The sequence below is a fragment of the Paenibacillus sp. IHBB 10380 genome (genome assembly GCF_000949425.1).
In the GTDB taxonomy this organism is placed as follows: domain Bacteria; phylum Bacillota; class Bacilli; order Paenibacillales; family Paenibacillaceae; genus Paenibacillus_AQ.
Genome location: NZ_CP010976.1, coordinates 815302 through 836472, shown reverse-complemented (window position 1 = coordinate 836472; position 21171 = coordinate 815302). Strand labels below are relative to the sequence as shown.

The 21171-nt window shown below is 41.3% G+C and carries 21 protein-coding genes and 1 other RNA gene; 1 reads left to right on the top strand and 21 read right to left on the bottom strand.

Features of this window, described 5'->3' with window-relative positions:
• Nucleotides 1-51: 51 nt before the first annotated feature.
• The 6 genes from thiI to UB51_RS03535 all read right to left on the bottom strand — a co-directional run bounded on the left by thiI (nt 52) and on the right by UB51_RS03535 (nt 4883).
• A complete protein-coding gene (gene thiI, locus UB51_RS03560) occupies nt 52-1278 on the bottom strand; it encodes a tRNA uracil 4-sulfurtransferase ThiI (RefSeq protein ID WP_044879869.1) in 1227 nt (408 codons plus the stop codon).
• Entirely contained in the window at nt 1278-2435 is a 1158-nt protein-coding gene (locus UB51_RS03555; RefSeq protein ID WP_044876109.1) for a cysteine desulfurase family protein, read from the bottom strand. The genes thiI and UB51_RS03555 overlap by 1 nt, the downstream gene beginning before the upstream one ends.
• 131 nt (nt 2436-2566) lie before the next feature.
• Nucleotides 2567-3295 carry a lytic transglycosylase domain-containing protein gene (locus UB51_RS03550; RefSeq protein ID WP_044879868.1) on the bottom strand — a complete coding sequence of 243 codons (729 nt, stop codon included), beginning with the start codon at nt 3293-3295 and terminating at the stop codon, nt 2567-2569.
• A gap of 158 nt (nt 3296-3453) precedes the next feature.
• A complete protein-coding gene (locus UB51_RS03545; protein ID WP_044876108.1) occupies nt 3454-3951 on the bottom strand; it encodes a hypothetical protein in 498 nt (165 codons plus the stop codon).
• 36 nt (nt 3952-3987) lie between these two features.
• Nucleotides 3988-4212, bottom strand: a complete 225-nt coding sequence (locus UB51_RS03540) for a DUF1540 domain-containing protein (RefSeq protein ID WP_044876107.1) — start codon at nt 4210-4212, stop codon at nt 3988-3990.
• A 164-nt stretch (nt 4213-4376) separates the two neighbouring features.
• The gene (locus UB51_RS03535; RefSeq protein ID WP_044876106.1) at nt 4377-4883 is read right to left on the bottom strand and encodes a YpuI family protein; all 507 of its coding nucleotides are present in this window, start codon (nt 4881-4883) and stop codon (nt 4377-4379) included.
• A 235-nt stretch (nt 4884-5118) separates the two neighbouring features.
• Between UB51_RS03535 and UB51_RS03530 the strand changes: the two genes are divergently transcribed.
• Nucleotides 5119-7014: a S8 family peptidase gene (locus tag UB51_RS03530; RefSeq protein ID WP_044876105.1), complete on the top strand. Its 1896-nt coding sequence runs from the start codon at nt 5119-5121 to the stop codon at nt 7012-7014.
• Between the two features lie 107 nt (nt 7015-7121).
• Here UB51_RS03530 and UB51_RS03525 read toward each other — a convergent pair whose 3' ends face one another.
• From UB51_RS03525 to ybeY, 15 genes are all read right to left on the bottom strand, one after another.
• The gene (locus UB51_RS03525; RefSeq protein ID WP_044876104.1) at nt 7122-7385 is read right to left on the bottom strand and encodes a hypothetical protein; all 264 of its coding nucleotides are present in this window, start codon (nt 7383-7385) and stop codon (nt 7122-7124) included.
• A gap of 235 nt (nt 7386-7620) precedes the next feature.
• Nucleotides 7621-8034: RNase P RNA component class A (gene rnpB, locus UB51_RS26695), an RNA gene on the bottom strand.
• A gap of 60 nt (nt 8035-8094) precedes the next feature.
• The gene (locus tag UB51_RS03520; RefSeq protein WP_044876103.1) at nt 8095-9210 is read right to left on the bottom strand and encodes a Nif3-like dinuclear metal center hexameric protein; all 1116 of its coding nucleotides are present in this window, start codon (nt 9208-9210) and stop codon (nt 8095-8097) included.
• On the bottom strand, nt 9186-9959 hold the full coding sequence (locus tag UB51_RS03515; RefSeq protein WP_044876102.1) for a tRNA (adenine(22)-N(1))-methyltransferase: 774 nt from the start codon (nt 9957-9959) through the stop codon (nt 9186-9188). The genes UB51_RS03520 and UB51_RS03515 overlap by 25 nt, the downstream gene beginning before the upstream one ends.
• 549 nt (nt 9960-10508) lie before the next feature.
• A complete protein-coding gene (rpoD, locus tag UB51_RS03510; protein WP_044876101.1) occupies nt 10509-11642 on the bottom strand; it encodes an RNA polymerase sigma factor RpoD in 1134 nt (377 codons plus the stop codon).
• A 45-nt stretch (nt 11643-11687) separates the two neighbouring features.
• On the bottom strand, nt 11688-13562 hold the full coding sequence (dnaG, locus tag UB51_RS03505) for a DNA primase (protein ID WP_199924981.1): 1875 nt from the start codon (nt 13560-13562) through the stop codon (nt 11688-11690).
• Nucleotides 13549-14034, bottom strand: coding sequence for a YaiI/YqxD family protein (locus UB51_RS03500; RefSeq protein WP_234405621.1), 486 nt, complete (start codon nt 14032-14034; stop codon nt 13549-13551). The genes dnaG and UB51_RS03500 overlap by 14 nt, the downstream gene beginning before the upstream one ends.
• 150 nt (nt 14035-14184) lie before the next feature.
• A complete protein-coding gene (gene glyS, locus UB51_RS03495) occupies nt 14185-16260 on the bottom strand; it encodes a glycine--tRNA ligase subunit beta (RefSeq protein WP_044876100.1) in 2076 nt (691 codons plus the stop codon).
• Nucleotides 16253-17140: a glycine--tRNA ligase subunit alpha gene (gene glyQ / locus UB51_RS03490; protein ID WP_044876099.1), complete on the bottom strand. Its 888-nt coding sequence runs from the start codon at nt 17138-17140 to the stop codon at nt 16253-16255. Before glyQ ends, glyS begins: the two co-directional genes overlap by 8 nt.
• Nucleotides 17141-17515: 375 nt before the next feature.
• Complete coding sequence (recO, locus tag UB51_RS03485; protein WP_044876098.1) at nt 17516-18271, bottom strand: DNA repair protein RecO; 756 nt, start codon at nt 18269-18271, stop codon at nt 17516-17518.
• A 33-nt stretch (nt 18272-18304) separates the two neighbouring features.
• Complete coding sequence (locus UB51_RS26810) at nt 18305-18451, bottom strand: YqzL family protein (RefSeq protein ID WP_082063019.1); 147 nt, start codon at nt 18449-18451, stop codon at nt 18305-18307.
• Between the two features lie 104 nt (nt 18452-18555).
• Nucleotides 18556-19458, bottom strand: a complete 903-nt coding sequence (gene era, locus UB51_RS03480; RefSeq protein ID WP_044876097.1) for a GTPase Era — start codon at nt 19456-19458, stop codon at nt 18556-18558.
• A 347-nt stretch (nt 19459-19805) separates the two neighbouring features.
• A complete protein-coding gene (gene cdd / locus UB51_RS03475) occupies nt 19806-20219 on the bottom strand; it encodes a cytidine deaminase (protein ID WP_044876096.1) in 414 nt (137 codons plus the stop codon).
• 59 nt (nt 20220-20278) lie between these two features.
• Nucleotides 20279-20647: a diacylglycerol kinase gene (locus UB51_RS03470; protein WP_044876095.1), complete on the bottom strand. Its 369-nt coding sequence runs from the start codon at nt 20645-20647 to the stop codon at nt 20279-20281.
• Entirely contained in the window at nt 20647-21144 is a 498-nt protein-coding gene (gene ybeY, locus UB51_RS03465; protein WP_044876094.1) for an rRNA maturation RNase YbeY, read from the bottom strand. Before ybeY ends, UB51_RS03470 begins: the two co-directional genes overlap by 1 nt.
• Nucleotides 21145-21171 lie beyond the last annotated feature (27 nt).

Genomic DNA, 21171 nt, shown 5'->3' with positions numbered 1-21171 from the left:
TTCTCGCTAACGAGAAGCCCCTTTGTATATTTAAAAACCCTTGTTACATATTTAAAACCAATCCTCTTGTATGTTAGCCTGCTCCTTAGTTCTAGCCTCTCTACTCGGAGATAAGATAATCGTCTCCGTCCGAGAAAAAGCTTCTTGTTGCAATTGAGGTAAAGAAGTTAGTGAAGCTTCAATTCTCTCCACAATCCGTAAACTCGGGTTGGTGCTCGGGAACTCCGGCACAAATAACGTGCAACAATCCTCATATGGCTGGATGGAAAGGTCATACGTCCCAATATTTTTAGCTATTTCAATGATCTCATTTTTATCCATCATCACGAGTGGTCTTAGTAGCGGTAAATCTGTTGCTCTACCAATTGCATTCATACTGGACAGTGTCTGACTTGCAACTTGACCAAGACTTTCTCCTGTCAATAGCGCAAGTGCCCCTTCCCTTTCAGCAATCATTGTAGCAATTCTTAACATCGAACGTCGCATCAGCGTAATAATAAGACTGTCCTGACCTATTCCTGTAAACGAAGTTTGCACATCTGTAAAAGGGACCAAGTGAAGCTTAACTTCACCTGAATATCCTGATAATACTCTCGCAAGATCAATAACCTTTTCTTTGGCCAACTGGCTTGTAAAGGGATAACTATAGAAATGTACACATTCTACTTGTAAGCCTCTTCGCATAGAAGACCATGCAGCTACTGGACTGTCGATCCCTCCAGAGAGCAATAGTACAGCCTTCCCATTACTTCCCCGCGGGAACCCCCCAACAGCAGATATGACTTCACAGAAAATGTACGTATCTTTCTCTCTAATTTCTACACGTAGCTCAAGCGTCGGCTTGATCATGCTCACGTTTAGCTTCTGAAAATTTGTTAATAGCAACGACCCCACCAGATGATTCATTTCATGTGAGGAATGTGCAAACCCTTTCCAGACTCTTCTAGCATTCACTTTAAACGTTGTATCTTCTTGAATATTCAACTGTTCTAAAAAATCCTGACATGTTGTTAATATTTCTTCTAAATTTGACGCACAAGCAATAACTGGACTAATGGATGCGATCCCGAATACTTTTCTCAGAACAGGTATGAGTTCGGATGCAATCTCTCCGTTTAAATGAACATAGATTCTCCCAAATTCGCTCCTTAGCTTCGCCTTTGGAAACGGGGTTAATACGGATTCCACATGGCAAAGTACAGATTTCTCAAATCTTCTACGATTTTTACCTTTTAATATAAATTCGCCAAAACGTAGCAATAGCACGTCATAGTTCATCATCTCTTCATCCCTCTCTGCAAGAACGGTTGTAACCGTTCCACTACACTACGAATTGCATATTCTAGCTGTTCTACATCATTCTCTGTGTGACAATCCCCCAAGCTGATCCGAATTCCACTTGAAGCCTCTTCGGAAGTTCGCCCCATGGAAAGTAACACTTGACTGGGTTCTGTAAGCTTGGAAGAACATGCCGATTTCGTAGAAACCAGCATATCAAGCTCATCCAGCGCGTGCAGGAACACTTCCGACTTCATACCTGGGTAAGAGAAGTTCACAATATGGGGTGCGCAAGCCTCGTCACTATTCAGTACGATCCCCGGTATCTCCCGAAGCGTATGTAATAGCCTATTACGCAATAAAGAGATGCCTACAGTGAAAGTCTCCTGCCGTTCACCAGCGATCCTCATCGCTTTAGCCATCGCAACAATGTGTGGAATGTTCTCCGTGCCGGCGCGCATCCCCAACTCTTGAGAACCTCCGGTTAGAAGTGGCGTTAATGCAACTCCTTCTCGAACATATAATAGCCCTGTCCCCTTCGGACCACGAAATTTATGAGAGGAAAGCGTATATAGATCAACGTCCCATTTGCGAAGATCCACCGATAATTTACCAAAACCCTGTACACCATCCACATGAAATAGTGTACGTCGATTTTTTTGCTTAATTAGCTTGCCAATCGCCTCAATGGGTTGAATCGCTCCGACTTCGTTATTGACATGCATAATGCTGACAAGTGTTGTATCTTTTCTGATCTCAGATGCAAGTTTCATGGGGTCCACTTGCCCGCTTGAATTAACAGGAAGAAAAGTAACATCAAATCCCCATTGTTGTAATTGAAGAAAGCTTTCATATACGGATGCATGTTCAATTTCTGTAGTGATGATATGCTTACCACGCTTCATGTGCTGAAGAGCAGTTCCCTTAATCGCCATGTTGTTCCCTTCTGTAGCTCCTGAAGTGAACACAACTTCCATAGGATTAACCCCGAGTGTGCTTGCACAACCTTCACGTGCACGTTTGATCAACTTTCCGGCATTCTCCCCCAGCGTATGCATAGAAGAAGGATTACCATAATGCTCCTTCATAACCTCAGATATGGTTCGTATAACATCTTCATAAGGTGGCGTACTTGCAGCATGATCCCAGTATATCAATTAAATGACACCCCTTTCCTTCAGAACAACACAAAAAGATCAACCATTGGGGAGGATTCAAAAACTCTAAGCAATTCCCATGCGTCATCCCCAGTGTGATCCCTTGTCTAATGCTATATAATTTGTCTGCTTTACACTTCGTATTTAGAACGAGCATTCTGTACTTTGTAAATATAATTTCTTGTCTCTTGTGGAAGCAAGTTAAGATTGTTCATCAGCTCTACATCATTAGATAATCCTAAACGCTGCACTCTTCCAGGACCTGCATTGTAAGCAGCTAACGCCATATTCTCTTGTCCATCAAATCGCTTCAACTGATAAGCAAGGTAACGCGTCCCTGCATCGATATTCTCCGCCGGATCAAATGAATTACTTACTCCAAGCCCCTCAGCCGTTCCATCCATTAACTGCATAAGCCCTTTAGCTCCTGCTGAAGATACAACTTGTGGATTGAATGATGACTCTGTATCAATAACAGCCTTGATCAAATCCTCTGGAACTCCATATTTACGACTAGCCTGTTGAATCAAATCATTATACGATGTTGGTGACGATGAAGTTGAACGTTTAATATCAACAACCACTTCACCCTGCACGAAAGGCTTGTCCTCCGACACATCCCCAAGTTGCTGCCATAATAGCCCATCACTCCAAGATACGCCTGGTGGTTTCGCTAATACGGTATCGCTGGCCTGTTGTACATTTAATTGATCCATAGTCATAATCTGTTGTAACAGACCATCAAAATTAGAACCTCCACCTGAGTTAATCAGCTCTTGTAGTAGTTCTTCTTTGTTACGTATAGTAGCTGTTTCTTGTTGATCTATATATTGCTTTGTAGACACAGGGTCGATTTGCATATTGATCTCCCAACTTCCATCATAATCTGATTCATTCATTTTATCATGGGAGTGTATCATACGCTACATTTCTCTAAATAAAGTTTGAAAGATGACAAAAATACCCCCAGCCTCTAATGGAAGAGGATTTAGGGGGTATGAAAAACTAAATTATCGATTTATCTTGCAAATGGAATAAGAACAAAATAACTTATCGTTGCGAGGATACCCAAGCCCATCGACCATGCTCCTGTTGTTTTACTTCCTTGGGAATAAGCATACAACCCCGTCACAGCTGCAATAGGACCCAAAACTATAGACCACATGAACAATGCGGCAATTCCCACAGCTAACCCGATATATCCTGCCATGGTGCCTGTTTTACCATCTACATCTATATCTTCATCTACTGCATCATCTACAGAACGGGACTCACGTCCACGAACAGGTAGCGGAGCTACTTCAGCTGCATATTCCTCTTTATCTACTGCATCATCTACAACACGAGACTCACGTCCACGGACAGGTAGCGGAGCTACTTCAGCTGCATATTCCTCTTCATGGTTATGATTGAGCCTAGGATAATCTACTCTGTTCTTCCCTTTTTTATGAAGGATATCCTCATTGTGTATGCTCTCATCATGTTTTACTTCACGATCCTTTTTATGCTCATCCATACCCAAAACCCCCTCATTGGAATAGAAATCATGTTATTAAGACGATTTCGGTTTAAATGTCAGGCAACAAGTTGACGATGAACTTTGAGCTTTGTCTTTGTGATCAACAAAATCTTCTTTTCCATACTCTTCCTTCAGATTAATCTTGGCATGACTGTCGATTTCAATCATGATTTGATCTGCACGACATACGTTGTGTTCACCCCAATAGTTACAGTTACTTACACTGCATTTGACGTATGTTCTGGGCTCATTAATCATTAATTATCACCTCTCCTACATTGTCTCCTCTACATGAAACGACTATGCGACTACGCAACTGTTAGTTGATGTCAAAAATATGACTTACAGCATAAAAAACGGCTGATCTATCCTCTAAAGGATAAATCAGCCGTAGTATAAATTAAGCTTATATATTGTTATTTTTAGACCCTACTTTTTACTTGCATCCGACGCTCCGTCAAATAATCACTTTCGTAATATACAAGATCGTCCCTAAGTTCTTCATACACTTTCGTGATATCCATAATAAGATCATGAGCTGCCTGAACGGGTTTCATACGGAAACGAATAGCATCTTGTCCAGTATACGCATAGCGACCATCTTCTGAATAGCTTTCATTTTTAGGATAGAAGAAGTTGTTAACACAGTGATGATATACGTTATATAAAGCTTTCTCAGCAAATTCGATATCAAAATTAGCTCGGCGAAGAACTATACCTAATTTCTCATAGGATACTTCAGAAAAGACAAGTAAGTGACGAAGCTCAGATAAAAAGCCTTTGTAAAAAAGAATCGTTTCCTCATCCTGCTGATCATTTGTCAGTTCTGGTAATGCATTCTCATTCAAGAAAGGTTCCAAAGTTGCAATAGAAGATATTAGTTTTTCTCTAGTGGCTTCACACAATTTTTGAATATTGGCTGCTGACATAACGCTAGCTCCCCCTTATTGTACCTTCATCAATAGCGGTCATAATAATTATAACCCCTTACTTTCACCAACAATTTCCTTGTCTATCCTATCATACATTGCTCTAGAGCGGTATCCTTTTTATGTCTCTATCCTCGTTTAGAATGGTGGGCATTCCCCATAAATACCCAAGTATAAAAGGGGACCCAATATCTAACACTATCATTAACTTTTATACATATTAGGAGGTGTAGAGATGTTCCGCCGAGCAATGACTTTATTAGGCATACTAGCTAGTATAGCTGTCCTAACCTTGATTATTGTATTGCCTAGAATAAGTAATTCCAACAACTCATTCTCCACAACCACAGAAGCACTACCCCCACAGAAAGAAGATAAGGTGAAGTTAAAAATTAGACAAAAAGATATTACATCCACCCATTTGTTGTCCCGATCAGATGCCCAAAGGCACATGTCCACGTTAGTAAACACCTTAAACAATGCTAATCCGAAGCAAATAACGAAGCATGTAGAGCAGCTTCTAAAAGCTCATGATCATATAGTCAGCATTACCTGGTATGATTTCACCCATCATAAACAATATCCTTATACAACTAACCATATGTCCTTAATCTCTAAAAAAAAATCAAAATTATCCAACTATCAAATGATTGCCAAAAATAATATTAGTAAACAAAAATCATATCAGTCACCTACTTTTGAAGTGAATGGTGAACAATATTTTATAATCGCTGAACCCTCACCAAAAGGACTATCAGGCGTGGTTACGGTAATGAATCTAAAGATCCTAAATGAAGTCAAAAAACATCAGGATAACAATTTACGTTTAATCCCATACCCAAAGGAAGGGAATTACCGCATTGAATCTGTACATACAGATACATTACGTGATATTAAAGTTAAAACAGGACATGACAATGAAAAGGCGAGCCATTATTACGAGAATGAAATTGTAGTCCATTTTCGCGAACCTCTCACCAACAAAGAGATGGTTAATATCTCTAAGGAAGTCAGAAGTACATGGGTTCGAAAAATGGGATACTCTTATGTTTTTCACTCCTCTGATATGGATTACCATAAGCTTAATGCTTATTTCAAGAAAAAATATAATCCTGAATATACGGAGCCCCATTATCTGTACTTAACCAATGATCTCCAAGATAAACCAAACCAAACGATGAATTCAAACATACCCAATGACCTTCTTTACAGCAAATATCAGTGGAATCTTCCGGCTATCGAGACAGGCAAAGGGTGGGACTTATCTAAAGGTAGCAAAGATGTCATTATCGCTGTAGTGGATACGGGTGTTGAAACAGATCATCCTGATTTACAGGGAGTTCTAGCACCGGGGTATAATGTCATCGACCCTTCAAATCCTCCTAAAGATGATGTGGGTCATGGAACGCATGTCACCGGTATTATTGCTGCATCTGTGAATAACAATGAAGGCGTAGCTGGGATTAGCTGGTTCAATAAAGTGATGCCTGTGAAAGCACTCGATAATTCAGGTGCAGGAACTACTTATTCTGTGTCTGAGGGAATTATATGGGCTGCAGATCATGGAGCCAAAGTGATTAATATGAGCCTTGGCAACTATGCTGATTCGCAATTTCTACATGATGCTATTAAATATGCTTATGACAGAGACATCGTATTAATCGCTGCAACGGGGAACGACAATACAGAACGTCCTGGTTATCCTGCTGCTTATCCCGAAGTGTTCTCCGTATCAGCCACGGATGCCAACATGCAGCGAGCTTCTTTCTCTAATTATGGAGATTATGTGGATGTAGTCGCACCAGGCGAAAGTATAGCCAGTACCTACACGGGTAAGCAATATGCTTCCCTCTCTGGAACTTCCATGGCCACTCCTCACGTTGCTGCGCTGGCAGGTCTAATCCGCTCACGAAATCCTGAACTGACGAATGTGGAAGTCATGGACCTTATGCGGAGCAGCGTGGTAGATTTAGGAACTAGTGGTCACGATAAGTATTATGGTTATGGACAGATTGATATTTATAAAGCTCTTCAAGCTGCGGGTAATGGAGGAGCCCCCTTACAATTCTGGCCACAGCATGTACAAAGCCAGATGCAGTCCGTTATACGTAAAAAGCAGATAACTCATTAATGAGAATATGCTAAACTCTCTTAGCAGCAAGTTTATACTTTCTAAATATTATTAAAAAACAATCCGATCTCTCATTTAGAGACGGATTGTTTGATGTTTTTGTATGATTACTTCTTTTTTGTTTTTTTCTTGGAGCATTGAGATACTTTAGCAACCGCCTTTTTCGAAGTGTATCCGGAGACATTTACCTCTTGTTCCTCAGTAATACAATTATAAATATGCTTCGGCACAGGAACACAATGATTTCTCTTTACCACTTTAACTGTATGAACAATAGGAACAATTTGTGGGTAGTAATAATCTTCAAAGACAATAATAGGGTCACATATAACGGGGTCCGCAGGTGGACATTGGAAACAATTATCGCTCATATGATGTAGCTCCTTTCCTGATTTTGATATAGGTTATTAAATATTTACCTATTTCGTTTGTACGATTGTCCAGTGTGTATGTATATTTGTCTAAAATAGGCAACGTATAGTGAAAACTTATACTTTACTGCTTATATTTCTAAAATAAAAAAATGACCGTGTTCTTGCGGCTCTAAACCGTAAGACACTGCCATTTCGTTAGTAATCAGTTGTAAATATGAGTGTTGTATATAGTTGTGAAAGTTTACCGTAAGCCGGGTTCTGTGCTATTCGTGGTATATACGGGAACTACCCTCCCACTCCAAGCGACAATCATCTATCTAGGCCAAACATTACTGAGTGGCTCCAGCGACCAACCTGAACGCGCCTCGGGCTAAGGATGCATTCCCTCGAAAGAGAAAGCGTGCGTTCCATTAGGTCTTGCTCCAAGTGGGGTTTACCAGGAACGAAGTCACCAGCGTTCCTCGGGGTCTCTTACACCTCGGTTCCATCCTTGCCTGTGCACGCTAAGCGGCCATCGGCGGTCCATTTCTGTGGCACTATCCTTCAACTCGCGCTGACTGGACGTTATCCAGCACCCTGCCCTATGGAGCCCGGACTTTCCTCTCGTGGTGCCTTAAACACCACCAGCGATTGTCTGTTAAACTTTCGGGACAACATTACATATTCTACAATAATTTTAATAACTATACAACCCTAAATGCACGTATTACATAAATTGGAAAGTTTCCGTATTAACGACAGATACATGTACCTTCGTTTCATACTTCTTTTCCTGAAGCTTATGTTCCATCCATTCAGCCACTTTAGATTTCATAATTTTCTCTGCATTATGACCAGGATCAATGAGGGCAATTCCCGCCATTAATGCATCCTGTGCTGTATGGTAATCGATATCTCCCGTTACCAATACATCTGCGCCTCTAAATATTGCAGGAGAGACATATCGACTTCCTGACCCTCCAAGCACTGCCGCCTTCCGCACCGAACGATTCAAATCGCCAACGACACGTACATGATCGACTTGTAGATTTTTTTTGACAACTTCTACAAATTCAGATAGTGACATCGCAGCTTTTAACTTCCCTACTCTACCCAAACCAAAGGTCCTGCCTTTAAGATCCAAAGAATATAGATCATAAGCTACTTCCTCATATGGGTGTGCTTTTAGCATAGCTTGCACTACTTTATTTCGGATGCTCTGAGGCACAATCGTTTCAATACGTGTTTCTTCAGCTGTTTCAAGTTTACCTTCTGTCCCTAGATAAGGGTTAGTTCCCGCATGAGGCTTATAGGTTCCATATCCTTCGTTACTAAAACTACAATCGCTATAGTTACCAATGTGGCCTGCGCCCGCCCCTAGAATGGCATCCAATACTTGCTGGTGATGACTCTTAGGAACGAAAACGACGAGCTTAGAAAGCTGCTCTGTATGCACTTCATCAAGAGGTACACCCTGCTCAATCCCCAGTGCCTCCGCCATCCAGTCGTTCATACCACCTTCCGTTATATCGAGATTAGTATGGCTGATATAGACGGAAATGTCGTGTTTGATTAGCTTTTCATATATTTTACCCATCGGTGTATCGGTCTGTAGCTGCTTAAGTGGCCGGAATATAATCGCATGATGTGCAATAATTAGATCGACATTAAGCTTGATCGCTTCTTCCACCACTTCATCATTAATATCTAAAGCGATCAAGACATTCTGAATTTCTTTTTGCAAACTACCTAATTGAAGACCAATTTTATCTTCAGGTACAGCCAAGTGTTTAGGAGCAAGCTGCTCCATGAATTGAATTACAGTCTGTCCTTTTGCAAACATGCAAGCACCCCCTTAATCTGCTGGATTTCCTCCGATACTTCTTTAGACTTTTCTTCTGATGATGATAAATTAGATGTATTAATGGATTCTAATATACGCTCTAATTTAAGAACTTCTGACATCCACTTTGCAATAAATATCGGATTGGGATTCTTCAAAAGCCATGGTCCCATACGGAGCAATGTGGACATCGTAACCTCTACTTCGGGTGCAGTGGCATGATGTAACGTATACTCACGATATAGATCCTCGTTAGATTGATCGTAATCACCAGACACTGGGACAGCTGTCAACACTTCATAGACCTTACGATCTTCCTCCATAATATGTTCCGATGTTAGTACCCAGTGATTGTCCAGTAACCATCGCCGTAATATATCCTCACCTACATTAGGTTGAAGTACGAGCATCTTCACCCCTTGTAGCTTATTTTGTCCACTGTTCAAAATACTTGAAATTAGTCCTCCACCCATACCCGCTATCGTAATAACATCCACTTCTCCAGCAGCTATGACCTCTAGTCCATCTCCAAGTCTAACCGATATTTGGTCTTTAAGTCCGGCTGCTAATACCTGCTTAGATGCAGCATCTAGTGGACCTACATTAACCTCACCTGCAATCGCCTGAATAACCCTGCCACTCTTAATAGCAGCTACAGGTAATAACGCATGGTCAGACCCGATATCAGCAAGTCTGCTTCCATGAGGAAGTTGTTCCATAATATATTGTAATCTTCTTGATAATTTCATGTTGCCACCCACGCAATCCATTTTTTTCTTGTAAAGAATAGTACCGCTAAAGCGGATACCACTTTAATGATACCTAGAAACATATATTTTGCATCTCTATCTGATGAAACAACAAGACATCTACTTCAAGGCCCTAATCCGCAATAATGAATTAATCCAATGCGTAGCACATGCCCTAGCAATGCCCATATCGCACCACAGCCACCAATAAGGATAGGGATCAATATAGCTATGGCTTAGGTCGCTATGAGCCATACGCCAAACCCCATCATCATTAAACTAGCAGTCCCAGCTAACAAAAGGCTTAATAAAGGTAAGCGTAAACGATATGCACCTGCAAAACCATAACATGTGCTTACCATAATTAATGCCGTAATGATTTGCATTGGCCAAGGAAAAGAGCTAAAATAAAAACAAACAATACAAATCAAGGAAAAAATACCAAAAGAAAGAAATACCTTTCTATGTCTATCACAATGACAAGGCTTATCTTACCCTAGAAAAAAGACCTTGCTGCCTAAATAGCTGCAGAAGGTCCAATATAACGATTTATTCGAGAAAATCCTTCAGCCTTTTACTGCGGCTTGGATGACGTAATTTACGAAGAGCTTTAGCTTCAATCTGACGAATCCGTTCACGCGTGACTCCGAACACTTTACCGACCTCTTCCAGCGTTCTTGTACGTCCATCATCTAGACCGAAACGAAGTCGAAGTACATTCTCTTCACGTTCAGTTAACGTATCCAATACATCTTCAAGCTGTTCCTTGAGAAGCTCATAAGCTGCAGCATCTGCGGGTGCCAAGGCTTCCTGATCCTCAATGAAATCTCCCAAATGTGAATCATCCTCTTCCCCGATTGGTGTTTCGAGTGAGACGGGTTCTTGAGCGATCTTCATAATCTCCCGTACCTTTTCAACGCTTAGCTCCATCTCCAGAGCAATTTCTTCTGGTGCTGGCTCACGACCTAATTCTTGTAGAAGTTGACGTGATACACGGATCAGCTTATTAATCGTTTCTACCATATGCACAGGAATTCGAATTGTTCGTGCTTGGTCTGCAATCGCACGCGTAATCGCCTGACGAATCCACCAGGTTGCATACGTACTAAATTTGTATCCTTTAGTGTGATCAAACTTCTCAACAGCTTTGATAAGCCCCATGTTACCTTCCTGAATTAAATCGAGGAACAGCATTCCACGTCCTACATAGCGCTTAGCAATACTAACTACGAGTCGTAGATTGGCTTCAGCAAGACGTCTTTTGGCCTCTTCATCACCATTTTCAATACGTTTCGCTAATTGTACCTCATCATCTGCCGATAATAATTGTACACGACCGATTTCTTTGAGATACATCCGCACAGGATCGTTAATCTTGATACCTGGGGGCAACGATATATCATCATCGAAACTCATCTCGTCACCTTCACGACCCTCAGAGTCATCATTAGGACGAAGAGTATTCACTTCCTCATCGTTCTCATTGACAACTTCAATCTCCAAATCGCTCAAATGTTCATAAAATTCTTCCATTTGCTCAGGATCTTGATCGAATGGTGATAACTTCTCCATAATGTCCTTGTAGTTTAGCGTGGACCTCTTTTTACCTTGCTCAATCAATTGGTCTTTCACTTGATCAAGCGTTAATTCTGTCTCTATCTCAGTATGCTGATCATTCGCCATAATTCGACTCCCTCCTCCCTAGAAACAACCATGTAACCATCTCAATTACTGCCTCTCTAGGGCTATAATCTCACTTGCAATTTGTGCCGCACGTAAAAAATCACCAGAACGTTCTGCACTCATCATCTCTTCTTTTTTCTGATCAATCTCTTGTTGTTGAGGAACTTTAAGAACTTCTCGAATACAATCATCAAGAACCTGGACATTCCAATCACGAGGTGTATCCATCATGGAGATAGAAATGAGTGTCTTCTCCAACTGATCGTCATGAAGCGATGACATAAAACGGCTGATATCCGGTTGTTTGCCTAGTGCATAATAGGCATATAGATAAGCAGCAATAGCTGCATGATCATCAATGTTAAAAGCATCTCCGAGGTGTTCTCCCACATAACGTGCAACTTCGGCATCCTGAAGCATTAAGGAGAGGAGTCTTCGCTCAGCGGTATGATAAGCAGGTAATAAAATAGGTGCTGGGGCTTTCCCTTTTTTATGCCTACCATTATTCCACTCTTGCTCAATATTATCCCCATCCTGCATGTTTTTTTGCATATGTTGCCGAATCAAGTTGCAATCCTGCTTAAGACTTTCATAAGAAAGATGGTGTTCAGAAGATAATTCCCTTAAATATACTTCCCTCTCTGTCGAGGATGGTAAAGCGGCAATGATCGGAAGGACTTCTTTCATATACGAAATCTTTCCATCTTCTTCTAGCAGTATATGGTTTTTTTTGAGATATATAAGTTTAAATTTCGTAGTGGAAACGGCGCCCTCAATAATTTGATTCATATATCTTTCGCCGCCGTACTTTTGCACGAATCCATCAGGGTCTAGCCCATCACTTAACACACATATCTTAATGTTCAATCCAGCACTTTCAAGTAAGGGAATAACCTTCATTGCTGCTGCTTGTCCTGCACGATCCCCATCGAAACATACCAATACTTCATCGGCCATAGTTTTGATCATTGCAGTATGACTTTCTGTTAAGGAAGTCCCCATCGTTGCTACACCATTGTGTACTCCCGCTTCCCAAGATGAAATGACATCTCCATAGCCTTCAAAAAGAACAATTTGCCTTAATTTACGAATAGCACTCTTCGATTGGTGTAGATTGTACAAGGTGCGACTTTTGTTAAATAGCTTACTTTCAGGGGAGTTCAAATATTTGGGCTGTCCATCACCAAGTATTCTACCAGCAAAAGCAATGATTTTACCGTTCCTATCCGTTATCGGAAACATGACGCGATCACGAAAACGATCAATACAGCCGCTACCATCACTACGAGTTGACAACAGGCCTCCTCTTTCCATCTCTTCAAGATCAAATGAACGCTTGGTAAGGAATTGAACTAAGGTATTCCAGGAGTCCGGTGCATACCCAATCTGAAATTGATCAATGAGTTTATCAGTGAATCCTCTGGATCGCAAATACTCCATTGCAGGCTTACCGTGCTCTGTATTCTTAAGCAGATAATGATAGAATTTAGCTGACCATTCATACGCTTGTATCAGCCGTTCTCTCTCTGGATTATGTGATACAGCCGAAGATCCCTGAATCTCTGGCACCACAATATGACTCTCTTCTGCCATGATCTTCACAGCTTCAGGAAAAGATAATCCTTCGATTTCCATCATGAACTTGATGGCATTTCCACCTTTACCGCAGCCATAACAATAAAAAATTTGTCTGTCTGGTGTCACTGTGAATGAAGGAGTTTTCTCCGAATGAAACGGACAAAGGCCCTTCATGTACTTTCCTTGTTTCGTTAAATGAACATATTTACTTACCGTATCCACGATATCATGATGCTCTAATACAGCGTCGATGATTTTTTCTGGTATATTGCCTTGTCCGGCACTCAACCTTACCACCTTCATCTCTTTAGCACGTAAATATAATTCGCTATGGTTGGACATTCTCCTGCAACTGTAGCAAAAGTTTTGTCAGATTGTGTTGAAAAAATTTTTTATCCTCTGCTGTGATTGGCTTCGGACCTTTAGAGTATTTCCCCATTCTTCGGGCTTTAGCCTGATGGTGCCTACGATCGAGCATAAGTTCTATCTCGTCATTACCATAGCTTATCCCTCGGAAGGAAATCACATAACATCTTTTGGCCAAAGCTAAAGCCGCTAGTCCATAATCCTGTGTAACCACAACATCACCTGACAAAATATGATTGGCAATGTAAAGATCCGCACTTTGATCACTTCGATCAACCTGAACAGTAGTAACCCCTTCTTGTTCCCGAATAAGATGATCATAAGATGACACCATAATCACGGGAATATTAAAGCGGCGGGCAGTTTCTCCTATTTCTTGTTTGACAGGACAAGCATCCCCGTCAACAACAATACGATGACTCAGAATCTCAGCCAGAATATCACCTATTCTCACCTAAATGTGTTTTCTCGTATATATAATATACGCGTTCATATAGTTAAAATCCTTCTTCATCTATGCCAAACTTCTTAAAAAGAAAATAAAAGGGGCATATAAGGAACATTATTCCGTATATATATACCCCTTTATTTTAAGTCATTACCACACTAGCTTCGTAAAGTCAGCGAATTTCTTCAAATCTTTATCAATTTCGGCTAGTACGGCTAAGCGATTATTCTTAACATGCTCATCTTCAGCCATAACCATAACGGAATCGAAAAATTTAGTAATCTCTCCACTAATCCGGCCTAACGACTGTAATGCTTCAACAGCATCACGTTGCACGAGCGCCGTATGATAGGGTTCAGTAACAGCTTTCCAAGCCTGATAAAGATCCTTCTCACCCTCTTCTTCAAAAAGAGCCTCATTGATGACGGTAGGTTCAGCTTTACCTGCTAAATTACTAACACGATTAAAGGATTCTACCGTTGTTTTGAAGTCTTCTTGATGAGTCACAGCATTCATCAGTGACTCACCACGTGATACTACGGATACAATGTCATCAAAGCTTGATGAAATCACGGCATCCACGACATCATAACGAAGTTGCTCTGATAATATTTTCTTGACACGAAGCCCAAAAAATTCTAATACATCGCTACGAATTTCATTCGCAGGGCGTTTCAGTTTACGGAGGCTCTCATGAACCTCTAATGTGATACTTATTAACTGGGACAAAGTAATTGGAAGCTTTTGTGCCAACATAATTTGCACGATCCCTTGTGCTTGACGACGAAGTGCATAAGGGTCCTGTGAACCTGTCGGGATAATCCCAATAGAGAAACATCCAATAATCGTGTCAATTTTATCAGCAATACTAACTAATGAACCTACGATAGAAGTAGGGGTTTCTTCACCCGCAAATCGAGGTTGATAATGTTCGAATACGGCTCTAGCCACATCCTCTTTCTCACCCGCTTTACGCGCATAATCTTCCCCCATAACACCCTGCAATTCAGGAAATTCATATACCATTTGTGTCACGAGATCAAATTTACAAATTTCCGCTGCTCTGCTAACCGATTCTGCCTTATCATTTGAGAGCTCTAACGTAGTTGCTAGGCTATCTGCTATTCGACGAATTCGACGAACTTTATCGCCAATCGTTCCAATCTCTTCATGGAATACGATGTTCTCAAGCTTAGACAGGGCATCCGAGATGCGTAACTTCTGATCTTCTTGATAGAAGAATTTCGCATCTGACAAGCGCGCACGTAGAACCTTCTCATTTCCTTTAGCAATAACGTCGATTGAGTTGCTATCACCATTACGGACAGTAACAAAGAACGGCAACAATTGACCTTGATCGTTTAAGACTGGGAAATACCGCTGATGCTCCCTCATAGATGTTATAAGCACATCTTGTGGAATTTCTAAAAAGTCAGGATCAAAGGTTCCGTAAAGGGCTGTCGGCGTCTCTACAAGAAACAACACTTCTTCTAGCAAATCTTCCTTCATTGCGATTTCCCAATTCTTGTCTGCAGCAAGAGATTTGATCTGTTTCACAATGAGTTCTTTACGCTCATTAACATCAGCAATAACGGATTGTTCACGAAGCACTTCAACGTATGAAGAAGCTTCTGTAATTACCGCTTCGCCTCCAAGGAATCGATGTCCCCGTGTTATGTTTCCGGCTTTTACTCCAGTTATATCCAAATCAATTATATCTGAACCAAATAGAGCTACAAGCCAGCGAATAGGACGAACAAATTTAAATTCATGGTTGCCCCAACGCATATTTTTAGGGAAAGTCATGGAGGATACAATATGAAGTAATCCCTCAGAAAGAATAGTGGAGGTTTCTACACCGACACTGCTCTTAGTAACGTATATATATTCCACACCGTTCAACTCTTTGAATGTGAACTGTTCAGGATCGACACCTTGACTACGTGCGAACCCTAAAGCCGCCTTACTCCAAGCGCCTGTGGCATCTTGAGCAATTTTGCGAGATGGACCTTTTACTTCTTCCTGTACATCTTCCTGCTTCTCCGCAACCCCTTGTACATATACAGCTAGGCGGCGTGGCGTAGCATAAGCTTTAACCGCACCATAGGAAACTCGAGATTGTGTAAGCCATTTGATGAATTTATCTTCAAGTTGCTCCATCGCAGCACGAATGAACCTTGCAGGTATTTCTTCTAATCCAATTTCAAATAGTAGATCCTTAGCCAAGTTGAACATCTCCTTTCTTACAAAGCGGGAAGCCCAGTTTCTCACGTTCTTCTAAATAAGTAGCAGCCACTTGGCGTGCCAAGTTCCGTACGCGCATAATATATCCTGTACGCTCTGTGACACTAATGGCACCCCGAGCATCAAGTAAATTAAACGTATGAGAACATTTCAATACATAGTCATAGGCGGGAAATACCAAGTGCTCTTCCATAGCTCTTTTGGCTTCCTCTTCATACATGTTGAACAGTGTTAACAACATTTGAACATCCGACACTTCAAAAGAATACTTAGAATGTTCATATTCTGCCTGATGGAATACATCTCCATAAGTAATACCGTTAACCCACTCTAAATCGAATACATTTTCTTTATCTTGGATATAAGAAGCTAGGCGTTCCATTCCGTATGTAATCTCAACGGCCACTGGACTAGCATCAATGCCACCTACTTGCTGAAAATACGTAAATTGAGTAACCTCCATACCATCAAGCCATACTTCCCAGCCCAGTCCCCATGCTCCTAATGTTGGTGCTTCCCAGTTGTCCTCAACGAATCGAATGTCATGCTTAAGAGGATCAATCCCAAGTCTGCTTAGACTCTCTAAGTAAATTTCCTGGATATTGTCTGGTGAAGGCTTGAGAATAACTTGAAACTGGTGATGCTGGTAGAGTCGGTTAGGATTCTCTCCATAACGTCCGTCTGCTGGTCGGCGTGAAGGCTCTACATAAGCAACATTCCACGGCTCAGGACCAATAGAATGCAAATAAGTCATGGGGTTCATCGTCCCCGCCCCTTTTTCCGTATCATACGGCTGGACAATAATACATTGCTGTTCTGCCCAGAACTGCTGCAGTGTTAGAATCATTTGTTGAAAATTCATCAGTGTCACACTCCTTTGCTTATTTTCAATCTCGATTTCGCGATCATTTCCGACCTCTGCACAGCAAAAAGCCCTCGCTCCTACGCCTGCTGTACAGACATAGGGACGAGAACTGATATTCCCCGCGGTTCCACCCTACTTAATTACGGCTAAGTCCTTAAGACTTATGTCGCAATTCACTTTTACTCATTCATATCATGCTCCCGAGTTGCCATTTAACGGATATCCTTCCACCGGGCTTTCACCTTCCCCAGCTCGCTAATCATGTAGGATACTAATCCGCTATTTTCTCGTTCAATGCATAAATCATGAAATCAAGTATATGATGAATATCGTACCATTAGTAATTTACGATTGTCAAACTATAATCAACGATTATATTCCGTACTTGTCCATCTGATCCAAAAAATTTCTAGACTTTAGGTTAAGTCCAAGTTGCTGATCAATGAAAGCTCTCATCATCATCTTTAACTCCACCTTAGTCTCTTCTTTAACATCAATATTTCCAAGCTTCCTCAAATCAAGTCTTGAGAACAGACGTAATAACTTAAGCGCACGCGAACTCATCGTCATAGCTTGCATATCATGATGTTTACAGTATTTACACAGTACCCCTCCGAGTCTTGGACTAAGTAACAATTGATCGTCACTTCGTTCCTGATCACAAGAAATACAAGTATCCATTTGTGGCCCATAACCTGCAGTTTGTAATATTTTCATCTCATAAATATTGAGAATAATACCGGGGTCTTTACCTTCCTCCAGAGCTGTAAGACAAGCCTTCAGCTGCTGAAACCAGAAGCTACCTGTCTCCTCATCATGAACAATACGATCAAGTAGTTCGCACGCATAGGAAGCATATGCAGCCATGGTGAGATCTCCCCTTAAACGGTGATGAGATTCATTAATCTCACCTGCATTCAGCGTGCCCAAGCCAGTTCCTGTCCTAAAAAATACATACTCACCTATCGTAAATAATTGTGTCAAGGCAGCGTGTCGGCTCTTTACTTTCTTTGCTCCTCTGACCAATACTCCTATTTTACCCGTGTTTTCGGTGCAAAGCGTAATGATTTTGTTCCCTTCACCGTAGTCCATGCTGCGGATGACGATACCTTCCACCCTGTATAGCATGATTCTTCACCCAACCATTCACGGAGCAACCATTCATTCATTCTCTTCATAATTTACCATCTCTTCCACTACAGTGCTGTCAGCAATCTCATCACTTATCGTGCTGCCTGCTTCTTTGAAAAGCAAGTAAGCATCGACATCTCCAGTCATTGCAAAATACTTCCACGAGAAATCTCGCATTCGTATTCATCCTCTCTTCGGAAATGACGTTTGCATCTTCGAAGTTAGCATGTGCGATGTCCTGCATTATATGTGTTGCAAATCCTGACAAACGGGAAAAGATGTTATACTTCGCGGTGGAAGCCTAAATCACGGAGAACCCGATCTTGGTTGCGCCAATCTTTTTTAACTTTAACCCATAATTCAAGAAAGATTTTGGATCCAAGCAAGTTTTGGATATCATGACGTGCCAATTGACCAATTTCCTTAAGCAGAGCACCTTGTTTACCGATGACAATCCCTTTTTGCGAATCACGTTCAACGAAAATAACGGCCGAGATGTTCACGACACCATTATCCTCAACACTCATAGCCTCAATAGTAACAGCGATAGAGTGGGGAATCTCCTCACGCGTTAAGCGGAGTATCTTTTCCCGAATGAGCTCAGCACAGACAAATTGCTCTGGGTGATCCGTAATTTGATCAGCTGGATAATACTGTGGACCTTCCGGTAAATAGTTATCAAGTTGCCCTAATAAAGTACTCACATTGTTTCCGTTTTTAGCTGAAACCGGAATAATTTCCGCGAAGTCGTACAACTTACGATATCCTTCAATAAGCGGTAATAAAGCAGGTGGGTCAATCCGATCAATCTTGTTCAATACTAGAATAATTGGCGTTCTAACATTCTTCATTTGTTCTACAATGTACCGGTCTCCCCCACCCATTCCCTCAGAAGCATCTACAAGAAATAACACAACTTCAACCTCACCCAGGGTGTTAAGCGCCGTCTGATTCATGTAATCGCCAAGCTTAGATTGACGTTTGTGAATCCCGGGTGTATCCAGAAATACGATTTGAGAAGTTTCTGTCGTATATACGCCGTGAATCTTGTTTCGTGTCGTCTGTGGTTTATCTGACATGATCGCTATTTTCTGTCCAATCACTTGGTTCATAAGTGTTGATTTACCTACATTGGGTCTGCCGACAATACCGACAAAACCTGATTTAAATTTAACCTTTGCCATTACAATAACATCCTCCTGTAAAATCCATCTATCTATAAATTATTGCGTCTTAACCTAGCCCAACACTAAAATCAGTACTTGAAAATGAGTATTGATAAATAACCGCTGCGCGGATGAATTGTCCAACCGAATCGCAGTTGCCCTCAATTTTCTTTGAATTTACCGCTGTTTGCGGTTAAAGTGCAGGGGCAAAGGCGTATGCTTCCAAAGTAGCTTTCCAAAGGAAAGCTTTTAGGCAAACACTACGCTTCTCCAGGGCAATTCCATCCTCTGTGCTACTATCAGCATAAAATTCTATTTTCAGCAAGCACTGATTATACTGTAGAGCCTAAATTTTCAACTTTTACTTAGCCTTTAGTTCTTTCCAGATTAGAGGGTCCAAATGCATCTGGAAGTAAATCTCTTACCGTTGTTTCACGGATGTCACCTTTCATATTACCCATAATAACTGGCATGTCGGGGTCACATAACTCAATCATGACCTGACGACAAACACCGCATGGAGCGATAGGACCATCTGTATCCCCTACAACAGCCAGAGCCTTAAAACTACCCGCTTGATGTCCGTCAGCGATGGCACGGAAGAATGCTGTTCTCTCAGCGCAGTTTGAAGGGCCATACGCTGCATTCTCTACATTACAACCATAGTGTATCTGTCCATCAGCATCAACTAGCGCTGCCCCGACAGCGAAATGAGAGTAGGGAACATATGCCTTTGTTCGTGCTTTCATTGCTTCTTGAAGTAAAGTTGTAGAATCCATTATCATTCCTCCAAATTAACCAACTTAAACGTGCTCAAGTAGAATCCCTAAATCGGATACTATCCCGTAAATAAATTTATAATGGGTCTATAGAACACAACAATTCCAACAACCACGGCAAAAGCCGCAGTAAGAAGCACAGCTCCTGCGGCAGTATCTTTGGCAGCCTTAGCCAAAGGATGAATCTCAAGTGAGGTCCTATCCACAACGGCTTCTATTGCCGTATTAAATAGTTCAGCCATCATCACAAGTGTAATCGCAAGAAGTAGAAATAACCAGTGAACAGAGGATACATGAAAGTAGGCAGCAGCGACAATGACAACCACTGCAACTATAACATGTACCTTCATGTTTACTTGCGTTTTAACAGCATAAAAAATCCCTTCCGTTGCAAATTTAAATGAAGATAGGAAGGATTTCATCGCCATTACCTACTTAATCCAACTTGAGATAGAACCGCCTCTTGCTTGCCCATCATTTCATCCTCAGAAGCTTTATCCTGATGATCGTACCCAAGAAGGTGCAAGAAGCCATGAACAAATAGAAAACCTATTTCTCGTTCTAACGAATGTCCATATTCTTCGCTTTGTAATTTAGCCCGTGTCACAGAGATAATAATATCTCCGAGCACATCTGGAACGGAATCCAGTTCCTCCCCTTCTTCCAATTCGTAGACGATCTCCAATTCATCATCCAAAGACTCATTCATTGCAAATGAGAGCACATCTGTAGGTCGGTCGATGCCACGATAGTCACGGTTCATTTCATGAATTTGATCATCATTTACAAATGTTAATTCCACTTCACCACCTAATATACCTTCAGACTCCCCTGCTTTTTGCAAGGCCGCATCGAGCATAGATATGAGAGAATCACTAATTTCCAGCTCATTCTGCTCGTTATTCCAAGCAAGTTGTAGACTCATATATTAAACACTCCTTCTTGGCATGAT